17 protein-coding genes are annotated in these 19,456 nt (G+C 72.4%); 8 read left to right on the plus strand and 9 right to left on the minus strand.

What is annotated here, in order from left to right:
• Positions 1-12: 12 nt before the first annotated feature.
• Positions 13-1,206, minus strand: a complete 1,194-nt coding sequence (locus NMK34_RS11355) for a TetR/AcrR family transcriptional regulator (RefSeq protein WP_318333356.1) — start codon at positions 1,204-1,206, stop codon at positions 13-15.
• A 63-nt stretch (positions 1,207-1,269) separates the two neighbouring features.
• Positions 1,270-2,472 carry a TetR/AcrR family transcriptional regulator gene (locus NMK34_RS11360; RefSeq protein ID WP_318333357.1) on the minus strand — a complete coding sequence of 401 codons (1,203 nt, stop codon included), beginning with the start codon at positions 2,470-2,472 and terminating at the stop codon, positions 1,270-1,272.
• A 164-nt stretch (positions 2,473-2,636) separates the two neighbouring features.
• On the opposite strand from NMK34_RS11360, the gene NMK34_RS11365 reads away from it, so the two are divergent.
• Both NMK34_RS11365 and NMK34_RS11370 read left to right on the plus strand, forming a co-directional pair.
• Positions 2,637-3,851, plus strand: coding sequence for an acetyl-CoA C-acetyltransferase (locus NMK34_RS11365; protein WP_318333358.1), 1,215 nt, complete (start codon positions 2,637-2,639; stop codon positions 3,849-3,851).
• A 9-nt stretch (positions 3,852-3,860) separates the two neighbouring features.
• Positions 3,861-6,008: a 3-hydroxyacyl-CoA dehydrogenase NAD-binding domain-containing protein gene (locus tag NMK34_RS11370; RefSeq protein WP_318333359.1), complete on the plus strand. Its 2,148-nt coding sequence runs from the start codon at positions 3,861-3,863 to the stop codon at positions 6,006-6,008.
• 54 nt (positions 6,009-6,062) lie between these two features.
• Here the strand turns inward: NMK34_RS11370 and NMK34_RS11375 are convergent, their stop codons facing one another.
• A complete protein-coding gene (locus tag NMK34_RS11375) occupies positions 6,063-7,214 on the minus strand; it encodes an acyl-CoA dehydrogenase family protein (RefSeq protein ID WP_318333360.1) in 1,152 nt (383 codons plus the stop codon).
• Between the two features lie 76 nt (positions 7,215-7,290).
• Between NMK34_RS11375 and NMK34_RS11380 the strand changes: the two genes are divergently transcribed.
• Positions 7,291-8,781 (plus strand): aldehyde dehydrogenase family protein, encoded by a 1,491-nt coding sequence (locus NMK34_RS11380; RefSeq protein ID WP_318333361.1) that lies wholly within the window; start codon positions 7,291-7,293, stop codon positions 8,779-8,781.
• A gap of 1 nt (position 8,782) precedes the next feature.
• On the opposite strand, the gene NMK34_RS11385 is transcribed toward NMK34_RS11380, so the two are convergent.
• A complete protein-coding gene (locus NMK34_RS11385; protein WP_318333362.1) occupies positions 8,783-9,463 on the minus strand; it encodes a GntR family transcriptional regulator in 681 nt (226 codons plus the stop codon).
• A 16-nt stretch (positions 9,464-9,479) separates the two neighbouring features.
• Between NMK34_RS11385 and NMK34_RS11390 the strand changes: the two genes are divergently transcribed.
• The 4 genes from NMK34_RS11390 to NMK34_RS11405 are packed head-to-tail and all read left to right on the plus strand — an operon-like array spanning position 9,480 to position 13,627.
• Positions 9,480-10,286 (plus strand): enoyl-CoA hydratase-related protein, encoded by an 807-nt coding sequence (locus NMK34_RS11390; protein ID WP_318333363.1) that lies wholly within the window; start codon positions 9,480-9,482, stop codon positions 10,284-10,286.
• Positions 10,283-11,443: a CaiB/BaiF CoA-transferase family protein gene (locus NMK34_RS11395; protein WP_318333364.1), complete on the plus strand. Its 1,161-nt coding sequence runs from the start codon at positions 10,283-10,285 to the stop codon at positions 11,441-11,443. The genes NMK34_RS11390 and NMK34_RS11395 overlap by 4 nt, the downstream gene beginning before the upstream one ends.
• Positions 11,443-12,471 (plus strand): LLM class F420-dependent oxidoreductase, encoded by a 1,029-nt coding sequence (locus tag NMK34_RS11400; protein ID WP_318333365.1) that lies wholly within the window; start codon positions 11,443-11,445, stop codon positions 12,469-12,471. Before NMK34_RS11395 ends, NMK34_RS11400 begins: the two co-directional genes overlap by 1 nt.
• 22 nt (positions 12,472-12,493) lie before the next feature.
• Positions 12,494-13,627: an acyl-CoA dehydrogenase family protein gene (locus NMK34_RS11405; protein ID WP_318333366.1), complete on the plus strand. Its 1,134-nt coding sequence runs from the start codon at positions 12,494-12,496 to the stop codon at positions 13,625-13,627.
• Here NMK34_RS11405 and NMK34_RS11410 read toward each other — a convergent pair.
• From NMK34_RS11410 to NMK34_RS11425, 4 genes are all read right to left on the minus strand, one after another.
• Complete coding sequence (locus NMK34_RS11410; RefSeq protein WP_318333367.1) at positions 13,613-14,320, minus strand: helix-turn-helix domain-containing protein; 708 nt, start codon at positions 14,318-14,320, stop codon at positions 13,613-13,615. The two genes, NMK34_RS11405 and NMK34_RS11410, sit on opposite strands and share 15 nt — an antisense overlap.
• A 135-nt stretch (positions 14,321-14,455) precedes the next feature.
• The gene (locus NMK34_RS11415) at positions 14,456-15,208 is read right to left on the minus strand and encodes a succinate dehydrogenase/fumarate reductase iron-sulfur subunit (protein WP_013285329.1); all 753 of its coding nucleotides are present in this window, start codon (positions 15,206-15,208) and stop codon (positions 14,456-14,458) included.
• On the minus strand, positions 15,205-17,139 hold the full coding sequence (locus tag NMK34_RS11420) for a fumarate reductase/succinate dehydrogenase flavoprotein subunit (protein ID WP_318333368.1): 1,935 nt from the start codon (positions 17,137-17,139) through the stop codon (positions 15,205-15,207). Before NMK34_RS11420 ends, NMK34_RS11415 begins: the two co-directional genes overlap by 4 nt.
• A gap of 1 nt (position 17,140) precedes the next feature.
• Complete coding sequence (locus NMK34_RS11425) at positions 17,141-17,824, minus strand: succinate dehydrogenase cytochrome b subunit (protein ID WP_318336323.1); 684 nt, start codon at positions 17,822-17,824, stop codon at positions 17,141-17,143.
• An 83-nt stretch (positions 17,825-17,907) separates the two neighbouring features.
• Here NMK34_RS11425 and NMK34_RS11430 point away from each other — a divergent pair, with 83 nt between their 5' ends.
• Positions 17,908-18,840: a LysR family transcriptional regulator gene (locus NMK34_RS11430; protein ID WP_318333369.1), complete on the plus strand. Its 933-nt coding sequence runs from the start codon at positions 17,908-17,910 to the stop codon at positions 18,838-18,840.
• Here NMK34_RS11430 and NMK34_RS11435 read toward each other — a convergent pair.
• A complete protein-coding gene (locus tag NMK34_RS11435; RefSeq protein WP_318333370.1) occupies positions 18,837-19,415 on the minus strand; it encodes a TetR/AcrR family transcriptional regulator in 579 nt (192 codons plus the stop codon). The two genes, NMK34_RS11430 and NMK34_RS11435, sit on opposite strands and share 4 nt — an antisense overlap.
• Positions 19,416-19,456 lie beyond the last annotated feature (41 nt).

The raw sequence follows: 19,456 nt of genomic DNA on the forward strand, positions 1-19,456 counted from the left end.
GTCCGTGCCGGCTCAGAGCGTCAGGGCGCCGGTGACCAGCGCGGTGACCGCGTCCCGGTGGCCGGGCGAGTCCTGCCAGCGCAGGGCGCGCCCGGCCTCCACCGCCACGCCGAACCCCGCGTGCACGAGCAGCCGGGCCTGCCGCCGGTCCAGGTCCGGCCGGACCGCCCGCAACTGCTGCTCCCAGACCGCGATGTGCTCCCGCTGGGCGAGGATGAGCGGACGCCGGACGTCGTCCGGAAGTCCGGCCACCTCGGCCTCGGCGACGCTGTTGAGGGTGTTGTGCTCGAAGCAGTAGGCCACGTACGCCGCCGCCAGCGCGACCACCGCCTGACGCGGGTCGGCAGCCCGCTGGAGGCTGCGGTCCACCGCCTGGGCGAGCAGCTCCGCCGCCTGGAGGCAGGCGGCCACGAGGATGTCCACCTTGCCGGGGTAGTGGCGGTAGATCGCCGACGGCGCCAGCCCCACCGCCTGGGCGATCTGCGCGTTGGTGACGGTGGCGAACCCGTCCCGGGCGAACAGCGGTACGGCCGCGGCCAGGATCTCCGCGCGCCGGGTCCGGGGCACCGGCTGGGCGGGCAGCTCCACCAGCCGCGCCGTCCCGGCGGCGGTGGCCGGATCGGTGGCGACGACCCGCATCGCGGACCGCAGCACCAGATCCTCGATCCGGCGCTGGGCGATCGAGGTGCGGTGCATGGTCACCGAGCCGATCACCCCGAGCGCGGCCACCGCCCGCAGCCGCTCGCCGGGCAGCGGGTACTCCCGTCGTACCATCTCGGTCACCCGGCCCACGACGTGGCCGAACTTCGCGCGGAGCAGGTGGCGGTCCGCGCGGCCCAGGTAGCGGGCCTCCCACCGGTAGAGGCCGCCGGAGGCGCGGTGCGCGACGGTGACCTTGGTGAGGGCCAGCAGCACGTCGGCCAGCGCCGCGTCGGGCGGCCACTCGTCGACGGCCCCGACCAGGTTGTCCACCATCACGTTGGCGCACTCGGCGAACAACGCGTACTTGTTCGGGAAGTGCCGGTACAGCGCGGGCGCGCTGATCCCGACCGCCGCGGCGATCTCCTCCATGGACGCGCCGTGGTAGCCGCGCTCGCTGAACACCTGCCCGGCCGACTCGACGATGACCTGTCTGCGGTTGCGAGGCCGGGTGGCCGCGGCCGGCCCGGTGGTCACCGGATCGTCCGGGCGGACGCGGACGGGCACGGGACCATGGGTGTCAGTCAACCACAGCGCTTCACGCCGCCCGCGCGCTTGCGGTGACGCCGGTCAGGCGTGCAGGACGGCGAGCGCGAGCCGGGCGGTCTGGTCGTCGTAGCCGGCGGTGCGGTCGAAGCGGCCGAGCCGTCCGACGTCGGTGACCACGTTCAGCGCGGCGTGCACGAGCACACGGGCGTCGGCGGCCGGCAGGTCCGGACGGACCGCCCGGACCAGCCCCACCCACTCCTCGACGTGCAGCCGCTGCGCGCCGCGCAACTGGTGGCGGTCCCGGTCCGGCAGGTTGTTGTTCTCCGCCAGGTACACCGCGATCAGATCACTCTGACCGAAGGCGAAGTCGACGTACGCGCGTACCACCCGGTGCAGCGCGTCGGCCGGGTCACTCGCCTCGGCGATCGCCGCGGTGGTGGCCCCGGTGAGCCGGTCGGTGGCCCGGTAGTAGGCGGCCGCGAGCAGGTCGGCCTTGCCGGGGAAGTAGCGGTACACGCTCGACGCCTGCATGCCCGCGGCGCGGCCGATGTCCTCCACCGCGACGGCGTGGTAGCCGTGCCTGTGGAACAGGCGCATCGCCTCGACGAGCAGCAGTTCGCGCCGCGAGACCGGGCGCACCGGCCCGGTGGCGGGCGTGTCCCGCGGGGCGGGACGCCGCCGGGGCGGCACCGTGGGCGCGCCGGTCCGCAGCAGCGTCCAGGCGACGCGGGTGAGCAGGTGCTCGGTGTCGGCGCCGGCGGTCCGGTACGTGGTCACGCTGCCGAACGCGCTCAGCGCCGCGTTCACCAGCAGGCCGGCCTGCGCGGCGGTCAGCTCGGGGCGCAGCTCGCGCAGCGGCGCGGCGACGCGGCCGACGAGCGTGGCCATCGAGGCGGCGAACTCCTGCCGGTGCTCGGGCGTCAGGTAGCGGCCCTCCCACTGGTACAGCCCGGCCACCCGCCGCCTGCTCACCGCGACCTCGGCGAGCGCGCGCAGCAGTTCGTCGAGCAGCCCGTCCGCGCTGCTCGCCGCCGGCTGCTCGGTCGCGGCGAGCAGGGCGCCGACGACCTCCCGGGTGGCGTGCACGAGGATCGCGTACTTGTTCGGGAAGTGCCGGTAGACGGCCGGCCCGCTGATGCCGACGGCGGCGGCGATCTCGTCCACCGAGACACCGTGGTAGCCCCGCTCGCAGAACAACTCGGCCCCGGCGAGCGCGATGCGGGCCTTGCGGTCCTTGGGCCGCTTGACCGGTGCCGGGGCGGTGTCGCCTGCTGCTCGTCGCACCCGTACACGTTAGCGCTCCCTCGCGTGCCCCAGGTGACACCCCTCGGCGGTTCTCGTCGCCCAGGTTCGGAGCCGGACAGCGCCTGACGCTTCTTGACAAGCGGCGGCAGGCTCAAGAAAAGTTAGGCGAAATTCGCATGCGGGTGAGCGATGAGGAGCTTGGCATGACGACCGATGCGTTCATCTACGACGCGTTGCGCACGCCGCGCGGGCGGGGCAAGCCGACCGGATCGCTGTACGGGGTGAAGCCGGTTTCGCTGATCACCGGCCTGATCGAGGAGACCCTGCGGCGGATGCCCGGCCTCGATCCGGCGCTGATCGACGACATCGTGCTCGGGGTGGTGTCCCCGCTCGGCGACCAGGGCGCCGACATCGCCCGGACCGCCGCCGTCGCCGCCGGCCTGCCCGACACGGTGGCCGGCGTGCAGCTCAACCGCTTCTGCGCCTCCGGCCTGGAGGCGGTGAACATCGCCGCGCAGAAGGTGCGCTCCGGCTGGGAGGATCTCGTCCTCGCCGGTGGCGTCGAGTCGATGTCCCGGGTGCCGATGGGCTCCGACGGCGGGGCGTGGGCGCTCGACCCAGAGGTCAACTTCACTACCGGGTTCGTGCCGCAGGGCATCAGCGCCGACCTCATCGCCACCATCGCCGGCTTCGACCGGGAGACGGTCGACGCGTACGCGCTCCAGTCGCAGGCGCGGGCCGCGAAGGCGTGGGCGAACGGCTACTTCGCCCGGTCCGTGGTGCCGGTCCGCGACCGCAACGGGCTGACCGTGCTGGACCGGGACGAGCACATCCGGGCCGACTCGACGGCGGAGAGCCTCGGCGCGCTGCGCCCCTCGTTCGCCGAGATCGGCGAGAAGGCCGGCTTCGACGCGGTCGCGTTGCAGAAGTACCACTGGATCGAGCGCATCGAGCACGTCCACACGGCGGGCAACTCCTCCGGCATCGTCGACGGCGCGGCGCTCGTCACGATCGGCAGCGAGGCGGCAGGCGCCGCCGCCGGTCTCACCCCGCGCGCCCGCGTCGTGGCCACAGCGCTCAGCGGCGCCGACCCCACCATCATGCTCACCGGCCCGGCACCGGCCGCCCGCAAGGCGCTCGCGAAGGCCGGTCTCGGCGTCGACGACCTCGACCTGGTGGAGATCAACGAGGCGTTCGCCGCCGTGGTCCTGCGGTTCGTCGCCGACCTCGGCCTGAACCCGGACATCGTCAACGCCAACGGCGGGGCGATCGCGATGGGTCACCCGCTCGGCGCGACCGGCGCCATGATCCTCGGCACGCTCGTCGACGAACTGGAACGACGCGGCGGCCGCTACGGCCTGGCCACGCTCTGCGCGGGCGGCGGCATGGGCATCGCGACAGTGATCGAACGAATCTGAGGAGCACGAATGGCAAACACCATCCGGTGGGAGCACGGCGACGACGGCATCGTGCTGCTCACCCTCGACCACCCCGGCCGCTCGGCGAACGTGATGAACGCGGAGTTCGGCGAGAGCCTGGCGGCCACCGTGGACCGGCTCGAAGCCGAGCGTGACCGGATCACCGGCGTGATCGTCACCTCGGCCAAGCAGACCTTCTTCGCCGGCGGCGACCTGGAGACCCTGGTACGGCTCACGCCCGCCGACGCCGAGGCGTCAGCGGCCGACGCGGCCGCGCTCAAGAAGGCCGTACGCCGGCTGGAGACGCTCGGCCGCCCGGTCGTCGCCGCCGTCAACGGCACCGCCCTCGGCGGCGGGCTGGAGCTGGCCCTGGGCTGCCACCACCGCATCGTGCTCGACGACCCGGCCATCGAGATCGGCTTTCCCGAGGTCACACTCGGCCTGCTGCCCGGCTGCGGCGGCGTGGTGCGTACCGTCCGGCTGCTCGGCGTCACCGCCGCGCTGACCGACTGGCTGCTGCGCGGCCAGCGCCGCCGGCCGCAGGACGCGCTCGCGCACGGGCTCGTCGACGAGCTGGCCGCCGACCGGGACGCCCTGATGGCCGCCGCCCGGGAGTGGATCGCCGCGAACCCGGACGCGACCCAGCCGTACGACCGCAAGGGCTACCGGATGCCCGGCGGCACCCCGTCCAGCCCCGGGCTCGCGATGCAGTTGCCGGCCATGCCGGCGCTGCTGCGCAAGCAGCTCAAGGGTGCGCCCTACCCGGCGCCGCGCAACATCCTCGCCGCCGCCGTCGAGGGCGCCCAGGTCGACCTGGACACCGCGTTCGTCATCGAGGGGCGGTACTTCACCGATCTGGCCACCGGCCAGATCGCCAAGAACATGATCAAGGCGCTCTTCTTCGACCTCCAGGCCGCCCGGTCCCGCACCGCCGGAGGCGACCACGAGCCGGTACGCAGCGTCGCCGTCGTCGGCGCGGGCATGATGGGTGCCGCAATCGCGTACGTCTGCGCCCGCGCCGGGATGCGGGTGGTGCTCAAGGACGTCACCGCCGAGGGTGCGGCGCGCGGCAAGGCGTACTCGGCAAACCTGCTCGACAAGGCGGTCGCGCGGGGCCGGTCCACGCCGGAGAAGCGGGACGAGATCCTGGGCCGCATCCACGCCACCGGCGACCTCGCCGACCTGGCCGGCGTCGACCTCGCGATCGAGGCGGTCTTCGAGGATCCGGCGCTCAAGCACAAGGTGTACGCCGAGATCGAGCAGGTCGCGCCGGACGCGCTCATCGCCTCCAACACCTCCACGCTGCCCATCACGCTGCTCGCCGAGGGCGTCAGCCGGCCGGAGGAGTTCGTCGGGCTGCACTTCTTCTCCCCGGTGGACAAGATGCCGCTGGTCGAGGTGATCCGCGGGGAGCGGACCGACGAGGCCACGCTGGGCCGTGCGCTGGGTGTCGTCCGCCAGTTGCGTAAGACGCCGATCGTCGTGAACGACAGCCGGGGCTTCTTCACCAGCCGGGTCATCGGCACGTTCACCAACGAGGGCGTGGCGATGCTGGCCGAGGGCATCCCGGCGGCGACCATCGAGCAGGCCAGCAGCCAGGCCGGCTATCCCGCGCCGGTCCTCGCGCTGATGGACGAGTTGACCCTGACCCTGCCCCGGAGGATCCGCCTGGAGACGGCCGCCGCGACGGTGGCCGCCGGGGGCACCTGGCAGCCGCATGCCGCCGACGCGGTGATCGACCGGATGATCGACGAGTGCGGCCGGACCGGGCGCTCCGGCGGCGCCGGCTTCTACGACTACCGCGACGGGAAGCGGGCCGGGCTCTGGCCGGGGCTGCGGGAGCAGTTCGGCGGCACGAACCTGGACACGCCCTTCGAGGACCTCAAGGAGCGGATGCTCTTCATCGAGGCGATCGAGTCGGTGCGGTGCCTCGACGAGGGCGTGCTGACCTCGGTGGCGGACGCCAACGTCGGCTCGATCCTGGGGATCGGCTATCCGAGCTGGACCGGCGGCGTCCTGCAGTACGTCAACCAGTACGACGGCGGGCTGCCCGGCTTCGTGGCCCGCGCCCGGGTACTCGCAGGGCGCTACGGCGAGCGGTTCGACCCGCCGCCGCTGCTGACGGCCATGGCCGAGCGGGGCGAGCGGTTCGAGTAGACGACCACGCGGCCCGGCCGGTGGTATGCCCCTCACCGGCCGGGCCGCGTCGGGTCAGGACATCTGCTCGGACAGGCCGTACGTCTTGGCGATGATCTCGCGCTGGATCTCGCTGGCACCGCCGTACACGGTGGACACGATCGCCGAGCGGACCAGGCGCTCCATGTCGAACTCCGTGGTGTAGCCGTAGCCGCCCATCATCTGCATGGCGTCCAGCGCGACGCGCCGGGCCGTCTCGGTGGCCTTGAGCTTCGCCATCGAACTCTCCCGGGGCAGCACCGTGTCCGGCGCCTTGTCGACCTTCGCGGCGGTGTCGTAGACGAGCAGCCGGGCGCACTCGATCTCGGTGGCCAGGTCGGCCAGGCGGTGCCGGATCACCTGGAACGAGCCGATCGGCCGGCGGAACTGGCGGCGGTCCTTCACGTACGCCACCACGTCGTCGAACGCGCGCCGGGCGATGCCGAGCACCACGCTGGCGAGGATCAGCCGTTCCATGTTGAGCCCGGCCATCAGCTGCCGCCAGCCGTGGTCGACCCGGCCGACCACCGCGTCGGCGGGCAGCACGCAGTCGGTGAAGTAGAGATCGTTGACCTCGCGGCCGCCCATGGTGTCGATGCCGGAGACGGTCAGGCCGGGCGCGCCGGCCGGGACCAGGAACATGGTCAGGCCCTGGTGGTCGCCGGCCCGGCCCGAGGTGCGCGCGACGAGCAGGATGTGCTCGGCCAGGTGGGCGTTGGAGCACCACGTCTTCTGCCCGTTGACCACCCACCCGTCGCCGCGCCGCTCGGCCCGGCAGCTCAGGTTCGCCACGTCGGAGCCGGCCTCCGGCTCGGACATCGCGACCGCCTCGACCACGCCGCGGGCCACGCCGGACAGGATCAGCTTCTTCTGCTCCGGCGTGCCGAACCGCTGGTAGGTGGCGGCGACGATGATCGAGGTGGTGAAGCCGCCGATGGGCACCATCGCCCGGCTGGTCTCCTCCAGGAACAGGCACAGCTCGGTCATGCCGGCGCCGCCGCCGTCGAACTCCTCCGGCAGCGACAGGCCCAGCCAGCCGAGGTCGGCCATCCTCCGGTACAGCTCCGGGCTGTGCGGTTCCCGCCCGCCGTCGGTGAGACGGTGCCGTTGCTCGCGGGTGCCGACCTCGCGGCGGCAGAAGTCCCGCACCGCCTCGACAAGTGACAGTTGCTCGTCGCTCCAGTCCACCGCGGTACCTCCAGCGCATCGTGAGGGATTGACAGCAAGGCTAAACTATCGAATATCAAATGTCAGGAGGTCGCCGATGACGTCCCTCGTTGAGCACCCTCGCCGGCTGCGCGTCGTCGACCCGGTGACAGGTGAGCACCGCGCCGACTACGACATCGCCGACGACGCCGCAGTGCGCGCCGCCGTGGCACGGGCCCGCGAGGCGGCCGGCTGGTGGGCCGGTCTGGACGCCAGGCAGCGCCGCCGGCACCTGCTGGCGTACAAGGCGGCGGTCGCGAGCGGCATCGAGGAACTCGCCGGGATCGTCCGGAGCGAGACCGGCAAGAGCCTCGCCGGGGCGCAGCTCGAGGTGATGCTCGCGGTCGAGCACCTGGACTGGGCGGCCCGGCACGCCGCACGGGTGCTCAGGAGGCGGTCGGTCTCGTCCGGTCTGCTCGCGTTCAACCAGGCCGCCTCCGTCGAGTACGTGCCGTACGGTGTGGTCGGCGTGATCGGGCCGTGGAACTACCCCGTCTACACGCCGATGGGTGCGGTGTCGCACGCGCTCGCCGCCGGCAACGCGGTGGTGTTCAAGCCCAGCGAGTTCACCCCGGGCGTCGGGGTGTGGCTGGCCGAGCGCTGGCACGAGCTGCTTCCCGGACACCCGGTCCTCCAGGTGGTCACCGGTGACGGCACGACCGGCGCCGCGTTGTGCCGCGCCGCGGTCGACAAGATCGCGTTCACCGGCTCGGCAGCGACCGGGCGCGCGGTCATGGCCGCCTGCGCCGAGAGCCTGACGCCGGTGGTGATCGAGGGCGGCGGCAAGGACGCGCTGATCGTCACCGCCGACGCCGACCTCGACGCGGCGGCGCAGGCGGCAGTCTTCGGCGGCCTGGGCAACGCCGGGCAGACGTGTGCCGGAGTCGAGCGCGTCTACGTCGAACGGTCCGTCTACGAGCCGTTCCTGGCCACGCTCACCGAGCTGGCGCGGCAGGTCCGGCCTGGTGCCGAGCCGGACGCGCCGTACGGGCCGATGACCACGCCCACCCAGCTCGAGGTCGTGCGGCGCCACGTCACCGACGCGCTCGACCGGGGCGGCCGGGCGGTGGTCGGTGACGCGGCTTCGGTACGGCCCCCGTTCGTGGAGCCGGTCGTGCTGACCGACGTGCCCGAGGACAGCACCGCCGTCACCGAGGAGACGTTCGGCCCGGTGCTCGTGGTCAACCCGGTCGCCGACGCCGACGAGGCGGTACGCCGGACGAACGCGACCAGCTACGGGCTCTCCGGCTCGATCTTCACCCGGGACCGCCGCCGTGGCCTGGCGCTCGCCGGGCGGCTGCGGGCCGGCGCGGTGTCGGTCAACTCGGTGCTGGGGTACGCGGGCGTGCCGTCACTGCCCTTCGGCGGCGTGGGCGACTCGGGGTTCGGGCGGGTCCACGGCGCGGACGGCCTGCGCGAGTTCGCCCGGGCGCGATCGGTGACGTGGCAGCGGTTCCGGCCGCTGATCGAGGTGATGACACTCCAGCCGTCCGCCGCCGCGATGAAGCGTTCGCTGGCGATGTTCGCGTGGCGTCATGGCCGCCGATGACTCACTCGTTCCACACACCCAGGCCGTCCAGGTGCTTGACCAGCCGCTCCGCGCCGTCGGTGAAGTGCCGTGCCATGACCGGCCGGACCGCCTCCGGGTCGCTCGCCGCGAGCGCGTCGAGCAGCGCCTCGTGATCGGCGACCATGCCGGCCCGCCACTGGGCGTCGGCGGCGTAGAACCGCGACGGCGTGTAGCGGGTCACGGTGCGCAGCAGCCAGGACAGCTTGCGCGCGTCGGCGAGCCGGTTGATCCGGCGGTGGAACTCGTATTCGAGCTGCTCGACCCGGCTGACCTGCCGGGCCTGGGCGGCGCGGCGCAGCCGCTCGTGCTGCTGCCGCAGGTCGTCGAGCTGCTCCGGGGTGATGCTGACGGCGACCCGGGCGGCCAGCTCACCGGCGATGTGGCCCTGGAGGCTGAACACGTCGATGATGTCCTGCCTCGACAGCGGCGCCACCACGTGTCCCCGGCGCGGTTGCAGCTCGACCATGTCCTCCGCGCGCAGCATCAGCAGCGCCTCGCGTACCGGCGTGATGCTCAGCCCGGTCTCCTGGGCGACCTCTTCGAGCCGGATGCGTTCGCCGGGGCGCAGCTGGCCGGACATGATCCGGTCGCGCAGCAGGCTCGCCACGGTCTCGGAGAGCTGGGGCTGAGAGACGTTCTGGATCCTGCCGCGGTCCACCACCAGTTAAGGGTATCAAATGTCAAATGTCACGATAGGCGCCGGCCTGCGGGCCGCCACCGCCGATGGCGTGCGCACCATCTGGTTCGACCGGCCCGACCGGCGCAACGCGATGTCGCTGGACATGTTCCGCGACTACTACGCGGCCCTGGTGGCGGCCGACGCCGACCCGGAGGTCCGGGCGGTCGTGGTCACCGGCTCCGGTGACTGGTTCTGCGCCGGCGCCGACCCGGAGGCGCTCGCCGCGCTGCTCGACGAACGCAACCGCGACCTGCTCGCCGGCGAGTTCGGCTTCCCGCCGCACCTGCCGCTGACGCTCGGCACGCCGATCGTCGCCGCGATGAACGGCGGCGCGGCCGGCCTCGGCCTGGTCCACGCGCTCTACGCCGACGTGCGCTTCATGGCAGCGCAGGCGCGCCTGTCCACCTCGTTCAGCCGGCTCGGCCTCGTCGCCGAGTACGGTAGCGCCTGGCTGCTGCCCCGGCTGATCGGCGTCGGCGCCGCGCTGGACCTGCTGCTGTCCGGCCGCAAGGTCGACGCCGCGGAGGCGTTCCGGATCGGGCTTGTGCAACGCGTGCTCCCGCGCGACGAGGTGCTGGCCGAGGCACAAGCCTATGCCGCGGTCCTGGCCGAGCACTGCTCACCGGCGTCCATGGCGGTGATCCGGCGGCAGGTGTGGTCGGGCTCGGAGACCGGCGCCGCCGAGGCCGCGACCGACGCGATCCGGCTCATGGTCGAGTCCCTGGCCGGCGCCGACTTCGGTGAGGCCCTGCTCAGCCGGGCCCAGGGCCGCGCACCCCGCTTCGCCCCACGGGCCGGCGCGTGAGCGGGCCGCTGGACGGCGTCCGGGTCGTGGAACTGGCCGGGATCGGACCCGGCCCGTTCGCCGCCATGCTGCTGGCCGACCTCGGCGCCGACGTGGTCCGGGTGGACCGGCCGGAACCCGGCGCGCTCCCGGCCGGTGACCCCGCGCGGAACCTGCTCAACCGGGGCAAACGCTCGATCGTGGTGGACCTGAAGCACCCCGGCGGCGCCGAGGTGGTCCTCGCGCTGGCCGCCCGGGCCGCGATCCTGATCGAGGGCTGGCGCCCCGGCGTGGCCGAGCGGCTCGGCGTCGGACCGGAGACCGCGCTGGCCCGTAACCCGGGCCTGGTGTACGGGCGGATGACCGGCTGGGGACAGGACGGGCCGCTGGCCCGCGCCGCCGGCCACGACATCGGCTACATCGCCGTAGCCGGGGCGCTGCACCCGATCGGCCGCGCCGGCGGGCCGCCGCAGATCCCGCTCAACCTGGTCGGCGACTTCGGCGGCGGCTCGCTCTACCTGGTCGTCGGCATCCTGGCGGCGCTGCACGTCGCCGCCGCCACCGGCCGGGGGCAGGTCGTCGACGCCGCCATCGTGGACGGCGCGGCCCATCTCACCACCCCGTTCGCCGGGATGCTCGCGCAGGGCACCTGGCGACCCGAGCGGGGCCGCAACCTGCTCGACGGCGGCGCGCCGTTCTACGACGTGTACGCCACCGCCGACGAGGGCCACATGGCGGTGGGCGCGCTGGAACCGCAGTTCTACGCCGAGCTGCTGCGGCTGCTCGGGCTCGCAGGCGCAGACCTGCCGGCACAGCACGACGTGGCCGGATGGCCGGTGCTGCGCGCCCGCTTCGCCGAGGTGTTCGCCGGCCGTTCCCGCGCCGAGTGGACGGCGGTGTTCGACGGCACCGACGCCTGCGTCGCGCCGGTGCTGTCCCTCGCTGAGGCGCCGGGCCACCCGCACCTGGCCGCGCGCGGCACGTACGAGGAGCATTTCGGCGTCCGGCAGCCGGCCGTTGCGCCCCGCCTGTCCGGGACACCGGGCCGGGTCGGCGGCCCGCCCCCCGCGCCCGGCGCGGACACCGAGCCCGTCCTCACCGAGTGGGGACTGGGCGCACACCTACCGAGGTGGCTGGACGACGGCGTCGTCCGCCGGAAGCAGGAGGCAGCGCACTGATGCGTATCGGGACGACACTGGCGTACGCCGCCGACCCCCGTGGTGGCGCCGACGACGTGGCCGCCTGGGAACAGGACGGCCTGGACGTGGTCTGGGTGTCCGAGGCGTACGGCTTCGACGCGCCCACGGTGATGGGTTACCTCGCCGCCCGGACGAGCCGCGTCCACATCGGCTCCGCGATCCTGCCGATCTTCTCGCGTACCCCGGCTCTGCTGGCGCAGACCGCCGCGGGCCTGGACGCGATGTCCGGTGGCCGGGCCATCCTCGGCCTCGGCGCGTCCGGACCGCAGGTGATCGAGGGATGGCACGGCGTCGCGTACGACAGACCGCTGGCCCGCACCCGCGAGGTGATCGACATCTGCCGGCGGGTGTGGCGGCGCGAGACGCTGACGAACGACGGCCTCTACCGGCTGCCGCTGCCGCCCGGCGAGGGCACCGGGCTGGGCAAGCCGCTGAAGATCCTCACCCACCCGGTCCGCGACCGGATCCCGATCTACGTGGCGAGCCTGGGTGACCGGAACGTCCGGATGACCGCCGAGATCGCCGACGGGTGGCTGCCGTTCCTCTACGACCCGCGGCGCGCGGGCGACGTCTGGGGTGCCGCGCTGGCGGCCGGCCGGGCGAAACGGTCGGCTGATCTCGGGCCGCTGGAGGTGGTGGCCGGCGGGCCGATGGCGATCGGCCCGGACGTGACCGGGCTGCGCGACCTCGCCCGGCCGCTGATCGCCCTGTACGTGGGCGGGATGGGTGCCAAGGGCCGCAACTTCTACCACGACCTGCTGTGCCGCTACGGCTACGCCGCCGAGGCCGACCGCATCCAGGATCTCTACCTGGCCGGCCGCAAGGCCGAGGCCGCCGCCGCGGTGCCGGCGGAACTGCTGGAACGCACCAGCCTGATCGGACCGGAGAGCTACGTGCGCGACCGGGTCCAGGAGTACCGCGACGCGGGCGTGACGATCCTCAACGTCGCGCCGCTGGGCGAGGACCCCCGGCGCCTCGTCGCCGCCGTCGCGGACATGGCCCGGTAGCGCAGGGGAGGAGCCGACTCACATGGACCGCGCGATCTTCACCGCCGACCACCTGGCGTTCGCCGAACTGGTGCGCGCCTTCATCGACAAGGAGATCACCCCGCACCACGAGCGCTGGGAGGCCGACGGCATCGTCGACCGCGGCGTGTGGCGGGCCGCCGGCGCCGCCGGACTGCTCGGCTTCTTCGTCGACGAACGGTACGGCGGCGCCGGGGTCACCGATCGGCGCTTCCACGCCGTCCTGACCGAGGAACTCGCCCGGGCCGGTGCGAGCGGGCCCGCGTTCGGCCTGCACAACGACATCATCGGCCCGTACCTGACCGACCTGACCACCGAGGAGCAGAAGCAGCGCTGGCTGCCGGGCTTCTGCTCCGGCGAGATCGTCACCGCCATCGCCATGTCCGAGCCCGGCGCGGGCAGCGACCTTCAGGGCATCACCACCACAGCGGTACGCGACGGCGACGACTGGGTCCTCAACGGGCAGAAGACGTTCATCAGCAACGGCATCCTGGCCGACCTGGTCGTCGTGGTGGCCCGTACCGACCCCGGCGCCGGGCGGCGGGGGGTCAGCCTGCTCGTGGTCGAGCGTGGCATGCCCGGGTTCGAGCGCGGTCGCAACCTCGACAAGCTCGGGCAGAAGGCGCAGGACACCGCCGAGCTGTTCTTCGCCGACGTCCGCGTGCCGGCGGCCAACCTGCTCGGCACGGAGGGCGAGGGTTTCGCCTACCTGATGCGCAACCTGCCGCTGGAGCGGCTGTCGATAGCCGTCGCGGCGCTCGCCGGCGCCGAGACGGTGTTCGCGCAGACGCTCGGCTACTGCAGGCAGCGCCAGGCGTTCGGCCGTCCCATCGGCAGTTTCCAGCACAACCGGTTCGTGCTCGCCGAACTCGCCACCGAGCTGCGTCTGGGCCGGGTCTTCGTCGACAACTGCCTGGTCGCGCCGGACCTCACCGCGGAGACGGCGGCGATGGCGAAGTGGTGGTGCACCGAGTTGCAGCAGCGCGTCGTGGACCGGTGCCTCCAGTTGCACGGCGGCTACGGCTACATGCGCGAGTACCCGGTGGCCCGCGCCTACCTGGACGCCCGCGTCCAGACCATCTACGGCGGCACCACCGAGATCATGAAGGAGGTGATCGGCCGGTCACTCGGCCTGTGAGCCGCGCTCCAGCATCGGTACGAGGAAACGGCGGGCCATCTCCCGCAGCTCGTCGGCGTCGTCCAGGTCGATGACGTGGCTCGGGGTGAGCAGGAACGAGCAGGACAGCCGGGTCATCAGCTCGGCCACCACCTCCACGTCCACGGTGGCGGCGATGGTGCCGGCGCGCTGCTCGCGCCGCAACTGCCCGGCGACGAATCGCTGCACCGTGGCGAGCGTGCGTCCGCCATCGCTGATCATCGAGGGGATGAGCACGTCCGGTTCGACGCTCATCAGCCCGCCGATCAGCGGGTTGCGGCGGATCGCGTCCAGCGCGCTGACGAAGCCCAGCACCACCCGGTCACCGACGGTGGCCGCCTGCTGGATGTCGACCAGGAACCGGTCGAAGTAGCGCCGGAACTCGCGGCGGACCACCTGCTCGACCAGCCGGTCCTTGGTGGCGAACCGGCGGTACGCGGTGATCCGGGAGACGCCCGCCCGCCGGGCCACGTCCTCCATCGTGGAGCGGCGGATGCCCATGCGGCAGAACTGCTTGTACGCGGCGTCGAGGATCCGGGTGGCGACCTCGTCGCTGTCGCCGGGGCTGTGCAACGCCTCGGTGAAGGCGCGTTCCAGCAGCGACTCCGGCGGGCCGGCCGGTACGTCGTGACCCGCCTCGGGGGAGGACGCCTGCGGGGGAGCGGTCCGGGCCATGGGTGCCCTCCCGGGAGAGACGGTGACGCGGCTGGCGCTTCACCGTACCAATCGCCGGGCGTACCCCCGTGCGAGCGCGACCGCCGCGCCCCCGATGCGGGGACGCGGCGGTCGGGTCTGTCGTGCCGTGCCCGGTCAGGAACCGGAGCGCTTGGCGGTCGCCTTCAGGTAGTCCCGGTTGAGGCGGCCGATGGTGTTCAGCGGGATGCCCTTCGGGCAGGCCGCGGCGCACTCGCCGATGTTGGTGCAGCCACCGAAGCCCGCCTCGTCGTGCGCGTCCACCATGCCGATCACCCGGGTGTAGCGCTCCGGCTGGCCCTGGGGCAGCAGCGAGAGCTGGGTGATCTTCGCGGCGGTGAACAGCATGCCGGAGCCGTTCGGGCAGGCTGCCACGCAGGCGCCGCAGCCGATGCACGCCGCCGACTCGAACGCGGCGTCCGCGTCGGCCTTCGGCACCGGCACCGAGTGCGCCTCCGGGGCGCTGCCGGTCGGCGCGGTCACGTAGCCGCCGGCGGCGATGATCTGGTCGAACGCGTTGCGGTTGACCACCAGGTCCTTGACGACCGGGAAGGCCCGGGCCCGCCACGGCTCGATGTCGATCGTGTCGCCGTCGGAGAACTGCCGCATGTGCAGCTGGCAGGCGGTGGTGCCGCGCTGCGGGCCGTGCGCCTCGCCGTTGATCATGAGGCTGCACATGCCGCAGATGCCCTCGCGGCAGTCGTGGTCGAACGCGACCGGCTCCTCGCCGTCGAGGATGAGCCGCTCGTTGAGTACGTCGAGCATCTCCAGGAAGGACATGTCCGGGGACACGTCCTGCACCGGGTAGGTCACCATCCGACCCTTGTCCTCGGGGCCGGTCTGGCGCCAGATGCGCAGGGTCAGGTTCACTTGTAGCTCCGCTGCGTGGGGTGGACGTATTCGAAGGTCAGGTCTTCCTTGTGCAGCACGGGCTCACCGGTGCCGGTGAACTCCCAGGCCGCCACGTAGGCGAACCGGTCGTCGTCGCGCTGCGCCTCGCCGTCGGGCGTCTGGTGCTCGGCCCGGAAGTGGCCGCCGCAGGACTCCTCGCGGTGCAGGGCGTCGATGCACATCAGCTCGGCCAGCTCGAAGAAGTCGGCCACCCGGCCGGCCTTCTCCAGCGACTGGTTGAGGCCCTCGCCGTCACCCGGCACGCGCACCCGCTGCCAGAACTGCTCACGCAGCGCGCGGATCTCGTCGATCGCCTTGCGCAGCCCGGCCTCGGAGCGCTCCATGCCGCAGTGCTCCCACATGATCTGGCCCAGCTCGCGGTGGAACGAGTCCACCGTGCGGTCGCCGTCGATCGCCAGCAGCCGCTTGATCCGGTCCTCGACCTCGGTGCGCGCCGCGACCGCTTCGGGGTGGCTGGCGTCGACCTTGTCCAGCGAGTTGGAGGCCAGGTAGTTGGCGAGCGTGTTCGGCAGCACGAAGTAGCCGTCGGCCAGGCCCTGCATCAGCGCCGAGGCGCCGAGCCGGTTCGCGCCGTGGTCGGAGAAGTTGGCCTCGCCGATCACGAACAGGCCGGGGATGCTCGACTGGAGGTCGTAGTCGACCCAGAGGCCGCCCATGGTGTAGTGCACGGCGGGGTAGATCCGCATCGGCACCTCGTACGGGTCCTCGCCGGTGATCCGCTCGTACATCTCGAAGAGGTTGCCGTACTTGGCCTCGATGGCCTTGCGGCCGAGCCGGTTGATCGCGTCGGCGAAGTCCAGGTAGACGCCGAGGCCGGTCGGGCCGACGCCGCGTCCCTCGTCGCAGACGTTCTTCGCGGCGCGGGAGGCGATGTCGCGGGGGACCAGGTTGCCGAAGGACGGGTAGATCCGCTCCAGGTAGTAGTCCCGCTCGTCCTCGGGGATCTCCCGCGGGCTGCGCTGGTCGCCCTTGGCCTTGGGTACCCACACCCGGCCGTCGTTGCGCAGCGACTCGCTCATCAGGGTCAGCTTCGACTGGTGGTCGCCGGAGACCGGGATGCAGGTCGGGTGGATCTGCGTGTAGCAGGGGTTGGCGAAGTACGCGCCCTTGCGGTGCGCCCGCCACGAGGCGGTGACGTTGCAGCCCTTGGCGTTCGTGGAGAGGTAGAAGACGTTGCCGTAGCCGCCGGAGGCGAGCACCACCGCGTCGGCCATCTCGGTGCTGATCTCACCGGTGACCATGTCACGGACCACGATGCCGCGCGCCCGGCCGTCGACGATCACCAGCTCGAGCATCTCGTGGCGGGCGTTCATCTCCACGTTGCCCAGGCCGATCTGCCGCTCCAGGGCCTGGTACGCGCCGAGCAGCAGCTGCTGGCCCGTCTGGCCCCGGGCGTAGAAGGTGCGCTGCACCTGCGCGCCGCCGAAGGAGCGGGTGTCCAGCAGGCCGCCGTACTCGCGGGCGAACGGCACGCCCTGGGCCACGCACTGGTCGATGATGTTGACCGACACCTCGGCCAGCCGGTGCACGTTCGACTCGCGGGAGCGGAAGTCGCCGCCCTTGACCGTGTCGTAGAAGAGCCGGTGCACCGAGTCGCCGTCGTTGCGGTAGTTCTTGGCGGCGTTGATGCCGCCCTGCGCGGCGATCGAGTGGGCCCGGCGCGGGCTGTCCTGGTAGCAGTAGGACCGCACCTGGTAGCCCTGCTCGGCCAGCGTGGCGGCGGCGGAGCCGCCGGCCAGGCCGGTGCCGACCACGATCACCGTCATCTTGCGGCGGTTGGCCGGGTTGACCAGCTTCATCTCGAAGCGGTGGCGCTCCCACCGCGTCTCGATCGGGCCGTCCGGGGCCCGGGTGTCGGCGATCGGGTCGCCTTCGCGGTACAGATCCATGTCAGGACACCAATCCGGTGATCACGGCGAACGGGACCAGCAGGTAGCCGCCGACGAGCGCGACGGCGAAGACGAGCGCGGCGATCTTGGCCCGGCGCTCGCCCTTGGGCGTCTGCTGGCCGAGGCTGCGGAACGCGCTGAACGCGCCGTGGCGCAGGTGGAAGCCGAGGGTCACCAGCGCGAGGGAGTAGAAGAGCGTGACGTACCAGCGCTCCGGGGCGAAGTCCGCGACGACGTTGCCGTACGGGTTGGCCGGGTCTCCCTGCGGGTTCAGGTGACCCGTGGTCAGGTCGAGGATGTGGTAGATCACGAAGAGCAGGATGATCACACCACCCCAGCGCATCGTGCGGGCCGCGTAGTTCACGTGGATCTTGCGGCGGTGCGCGTACCGGACCGGGCGGGCGGCCCGGGACCGCATCGCGAGCACGGTGGCCGCGCCGATGTGCCCGAGGACGGCGACCGTGAGCACGGTGCGCTGGATCCACAGGAACCACGTCGTCGGCAGCAGCGGCGTGCCGATGTCCCGCAGCCAGTGCGCGTAGTGGTCGAACGACGTCTCACCCGTGAAGATCTTCAGGTTGCCGAGCATGTGCGCGATCAGGAACAGCACGAGGATGATGCCCGTCACCGCCATGACGGCCTTGAGGCCGACGTTCGAGCGGATGGGCGACCGAGTTTTCGTGATTACCACGCGGTCGACGCTAGGAGCACTTCGATCAGGCGTCCAATGCATCGAAATCGCAGCGTTGATAGCCGTAGGCTATGTAGATGCAGCTCCATCAGCTTCGGTACTTCGTGGCGGTCGCCGAAGTACGACATTTCACCCAGGCAGCCGATCTTGTCGGCATAACCCAGCCCTCGTTGAGTAAGCAAATTCACGCGCTGGAGACCGACCTGGGGGCCCCGCTGTTCGAACGGGTAAGGGGCAACATCACACTGACCGCGGCAGGTGAGGTGCTGCTGCCGCTGGCCAAGCGGATCCTCGCCGACGTGGAGACCGCCACCCGCGAGGTGCAGGAGCTGGTGGGCCTGCGCCGGGGCCGGGTCCGGCTCGGCGCCACGCCCAGCCTCGCCACCTCGCTCGCCCCGCCGGTGCTGCGCCGGTTCCGCGACGCGCACCCGACGATCGACCTGCGCGTGGAGGAGGGCGGCTCGCAGGACCTCGTCCGTGACCTGCTCCGCGGCGACCTCGACCTCGCCCTGATCATCATGCCGTCGGCCGGCACCGACCCGGGGCTGCGCGCCGACCCGATCCTGCGGGAGAGCCTGGTGGTCGCCTCGGTCGACCCGCTGCCCGGCGCCTCGGAAGCCGGGGAACTGCGGATCACCGACCTGCGCGACCAGCCGCTCGTCATGTTCCGTGAGGGCTACGACCTGCGTGACGCCACGCTCCAGGCGTGCCGGGCGGCCGGGTTCGAGCCGACTCTGTCCGTCGACGGCGGGGAGATGGACGCCGTGCTCAGCTTCGTCGAGGCCGGGCTCGGCGTCGCGCTGGTGCCCGGCATCGTGGTGGCCCGCCGCGCCGGCATCCTGGTCACTCGGCTCGTCCCGCCCGGCGTCCGCCGGACCATCGCGGTGGCCCGCCGCCGCGACGTGGTGCCCACCCACGCCGGGCGCGAGCTGCGCCGCATCCTCCTGGAGTACGTCCACGACGCCACCGCCACCGACCGGCTTCCGCCCGGCGTGGAGCCGCTGGCCTAGGTGGCGTCGGCCGTCGGCCAGTTGCACAGCAGGGCGTCGACGGCGTCCAGAACCCGCTCCCAGCTCTCCGGCGGAGCGGGTGCGCTGTGGTCGAAGCCGCCCCCCATCTTCAGGCCGACGAAACCCTGGAAGACGCTGCCGAGCAGGCGGACGGCGTGCGTCTGCTCCGGCTCGGGCAGGTGGTAGCCGCGCAGGATCGCCCGCATCATCTGGGAGTGCCTGATGCCGGCGCTGCCGGCCGCGGTCTGCGGGTCGAGCCGCAACTGGGCCGCGGCCCAGCGGCCCGGATGGCGGTGGGCGTAGTCGCGGTAGACGTTCGCGAATGCGGTCAGCGCCTCCTTGCCGGCCCGCCCGGCGAGCGCGTCGGCGGCCTCGTCGGCGAGTTCACCGAGTGCGAGCAGCGCGATCCCGACCCGCAGGTCATGGGAGTTGCGGACGTGCGAGTAGAGGCTGGCGACCGTCACGCCGAACCTCCTGGCCAGCGCCGAGACGGTCACCTGGTCGAAGCCGACCTCGTCGGCCAGCTCCGCCCCGGCCTGGATCAGACGTCCTCGATTGAGTCCCGCGCGGGCCATGAGTCTCCTCTCACCATGACTCATTATGCCTTTGCCTAATA

Origin of the sequence: Micromonospora sp. BRA006-A, from assembly GCF_033433935.1 — a bacterium.
Taxonomy (GTDB): domain Bacteria; phylum Actinomycetota; class Actinomycetes; order Mycobacteriales; family Micromonosporaceae; genus Micromonospora; species Micromonospora aurantiaca.

Bases quoted from the DNA above. Each gene is read 5' to 3' on its own strand.
- NMK34_RS11430 (WP_318333369.1), top strand. From the start codon at position 17,908: ATGCAGCTCCATCAGCTTCGGTACTTCGTGGCGGTCGCCGAAGTACGA.
- NMK34_RS11410 (WP_318333367.1), bottom strand. From the start codon at position 14,320: ATGGCCCGGACCGCTCCCCCGCAGGCGTCCTCCCCCGAGGCGGGTCAC.
- NMK34_RS11420 (WP_318333368.1), bottom strand. From the start codon at position 17,139: ATGGATCTGTACCGCGAAGGCGACCCGATCGCCGACACCCGGGCCCCG.
- NMK34_RS11380 (WP_318333361.1), top strand. From the start codon at position 7,291: ATGACGTCCCTCGTTGAGCACCCTCGCCGGCTGCGCGTCGTCGACCCG.
- NMK34_RS11405 (WP_318333366.1), top strand. From the start codon at position 12,494: ATGGACCGCGCGATCTTCACCGCCGACCACCTGGCGTTCGCCGAACTG.
- NMK34_RS11370 (WP_318333359.1), top strand. From the start codon at position 3,861: ATGGCAAACACCATCCGGTGGGAGCACGGCGACGACGGCATCGTGCTG.
- NMK34_RS11435 (WP_318333370.1), bottom strand. From the start codon at position 19,415: ATGGCCCGCGCGGGACTCAATCGAGGACGTCTGATCCAGGCCGGGGCG.
- NMK34_RS11400 (WP_318333365.1), top strand. From the start codon at position 11,443: ATGCGTATCGGGACGACACTGGCGTACGCCGCCGACCCCCGTGGTGGC.
- NMK34_RS11390 (WP_318333363.1), top strand. From the start codon at position 9,480: ATGTCAAATGTCACGATAGGCGCCGGCCTGCGGGCCGCCACCGCCGAT.
- NMK34_RS11365 (WP_318333358.1), top strand. From the start codon at position 2,637: ATGACGACCGATGCGTTCATCTACGACGCGTTGCGCACGCCGCGCGGG.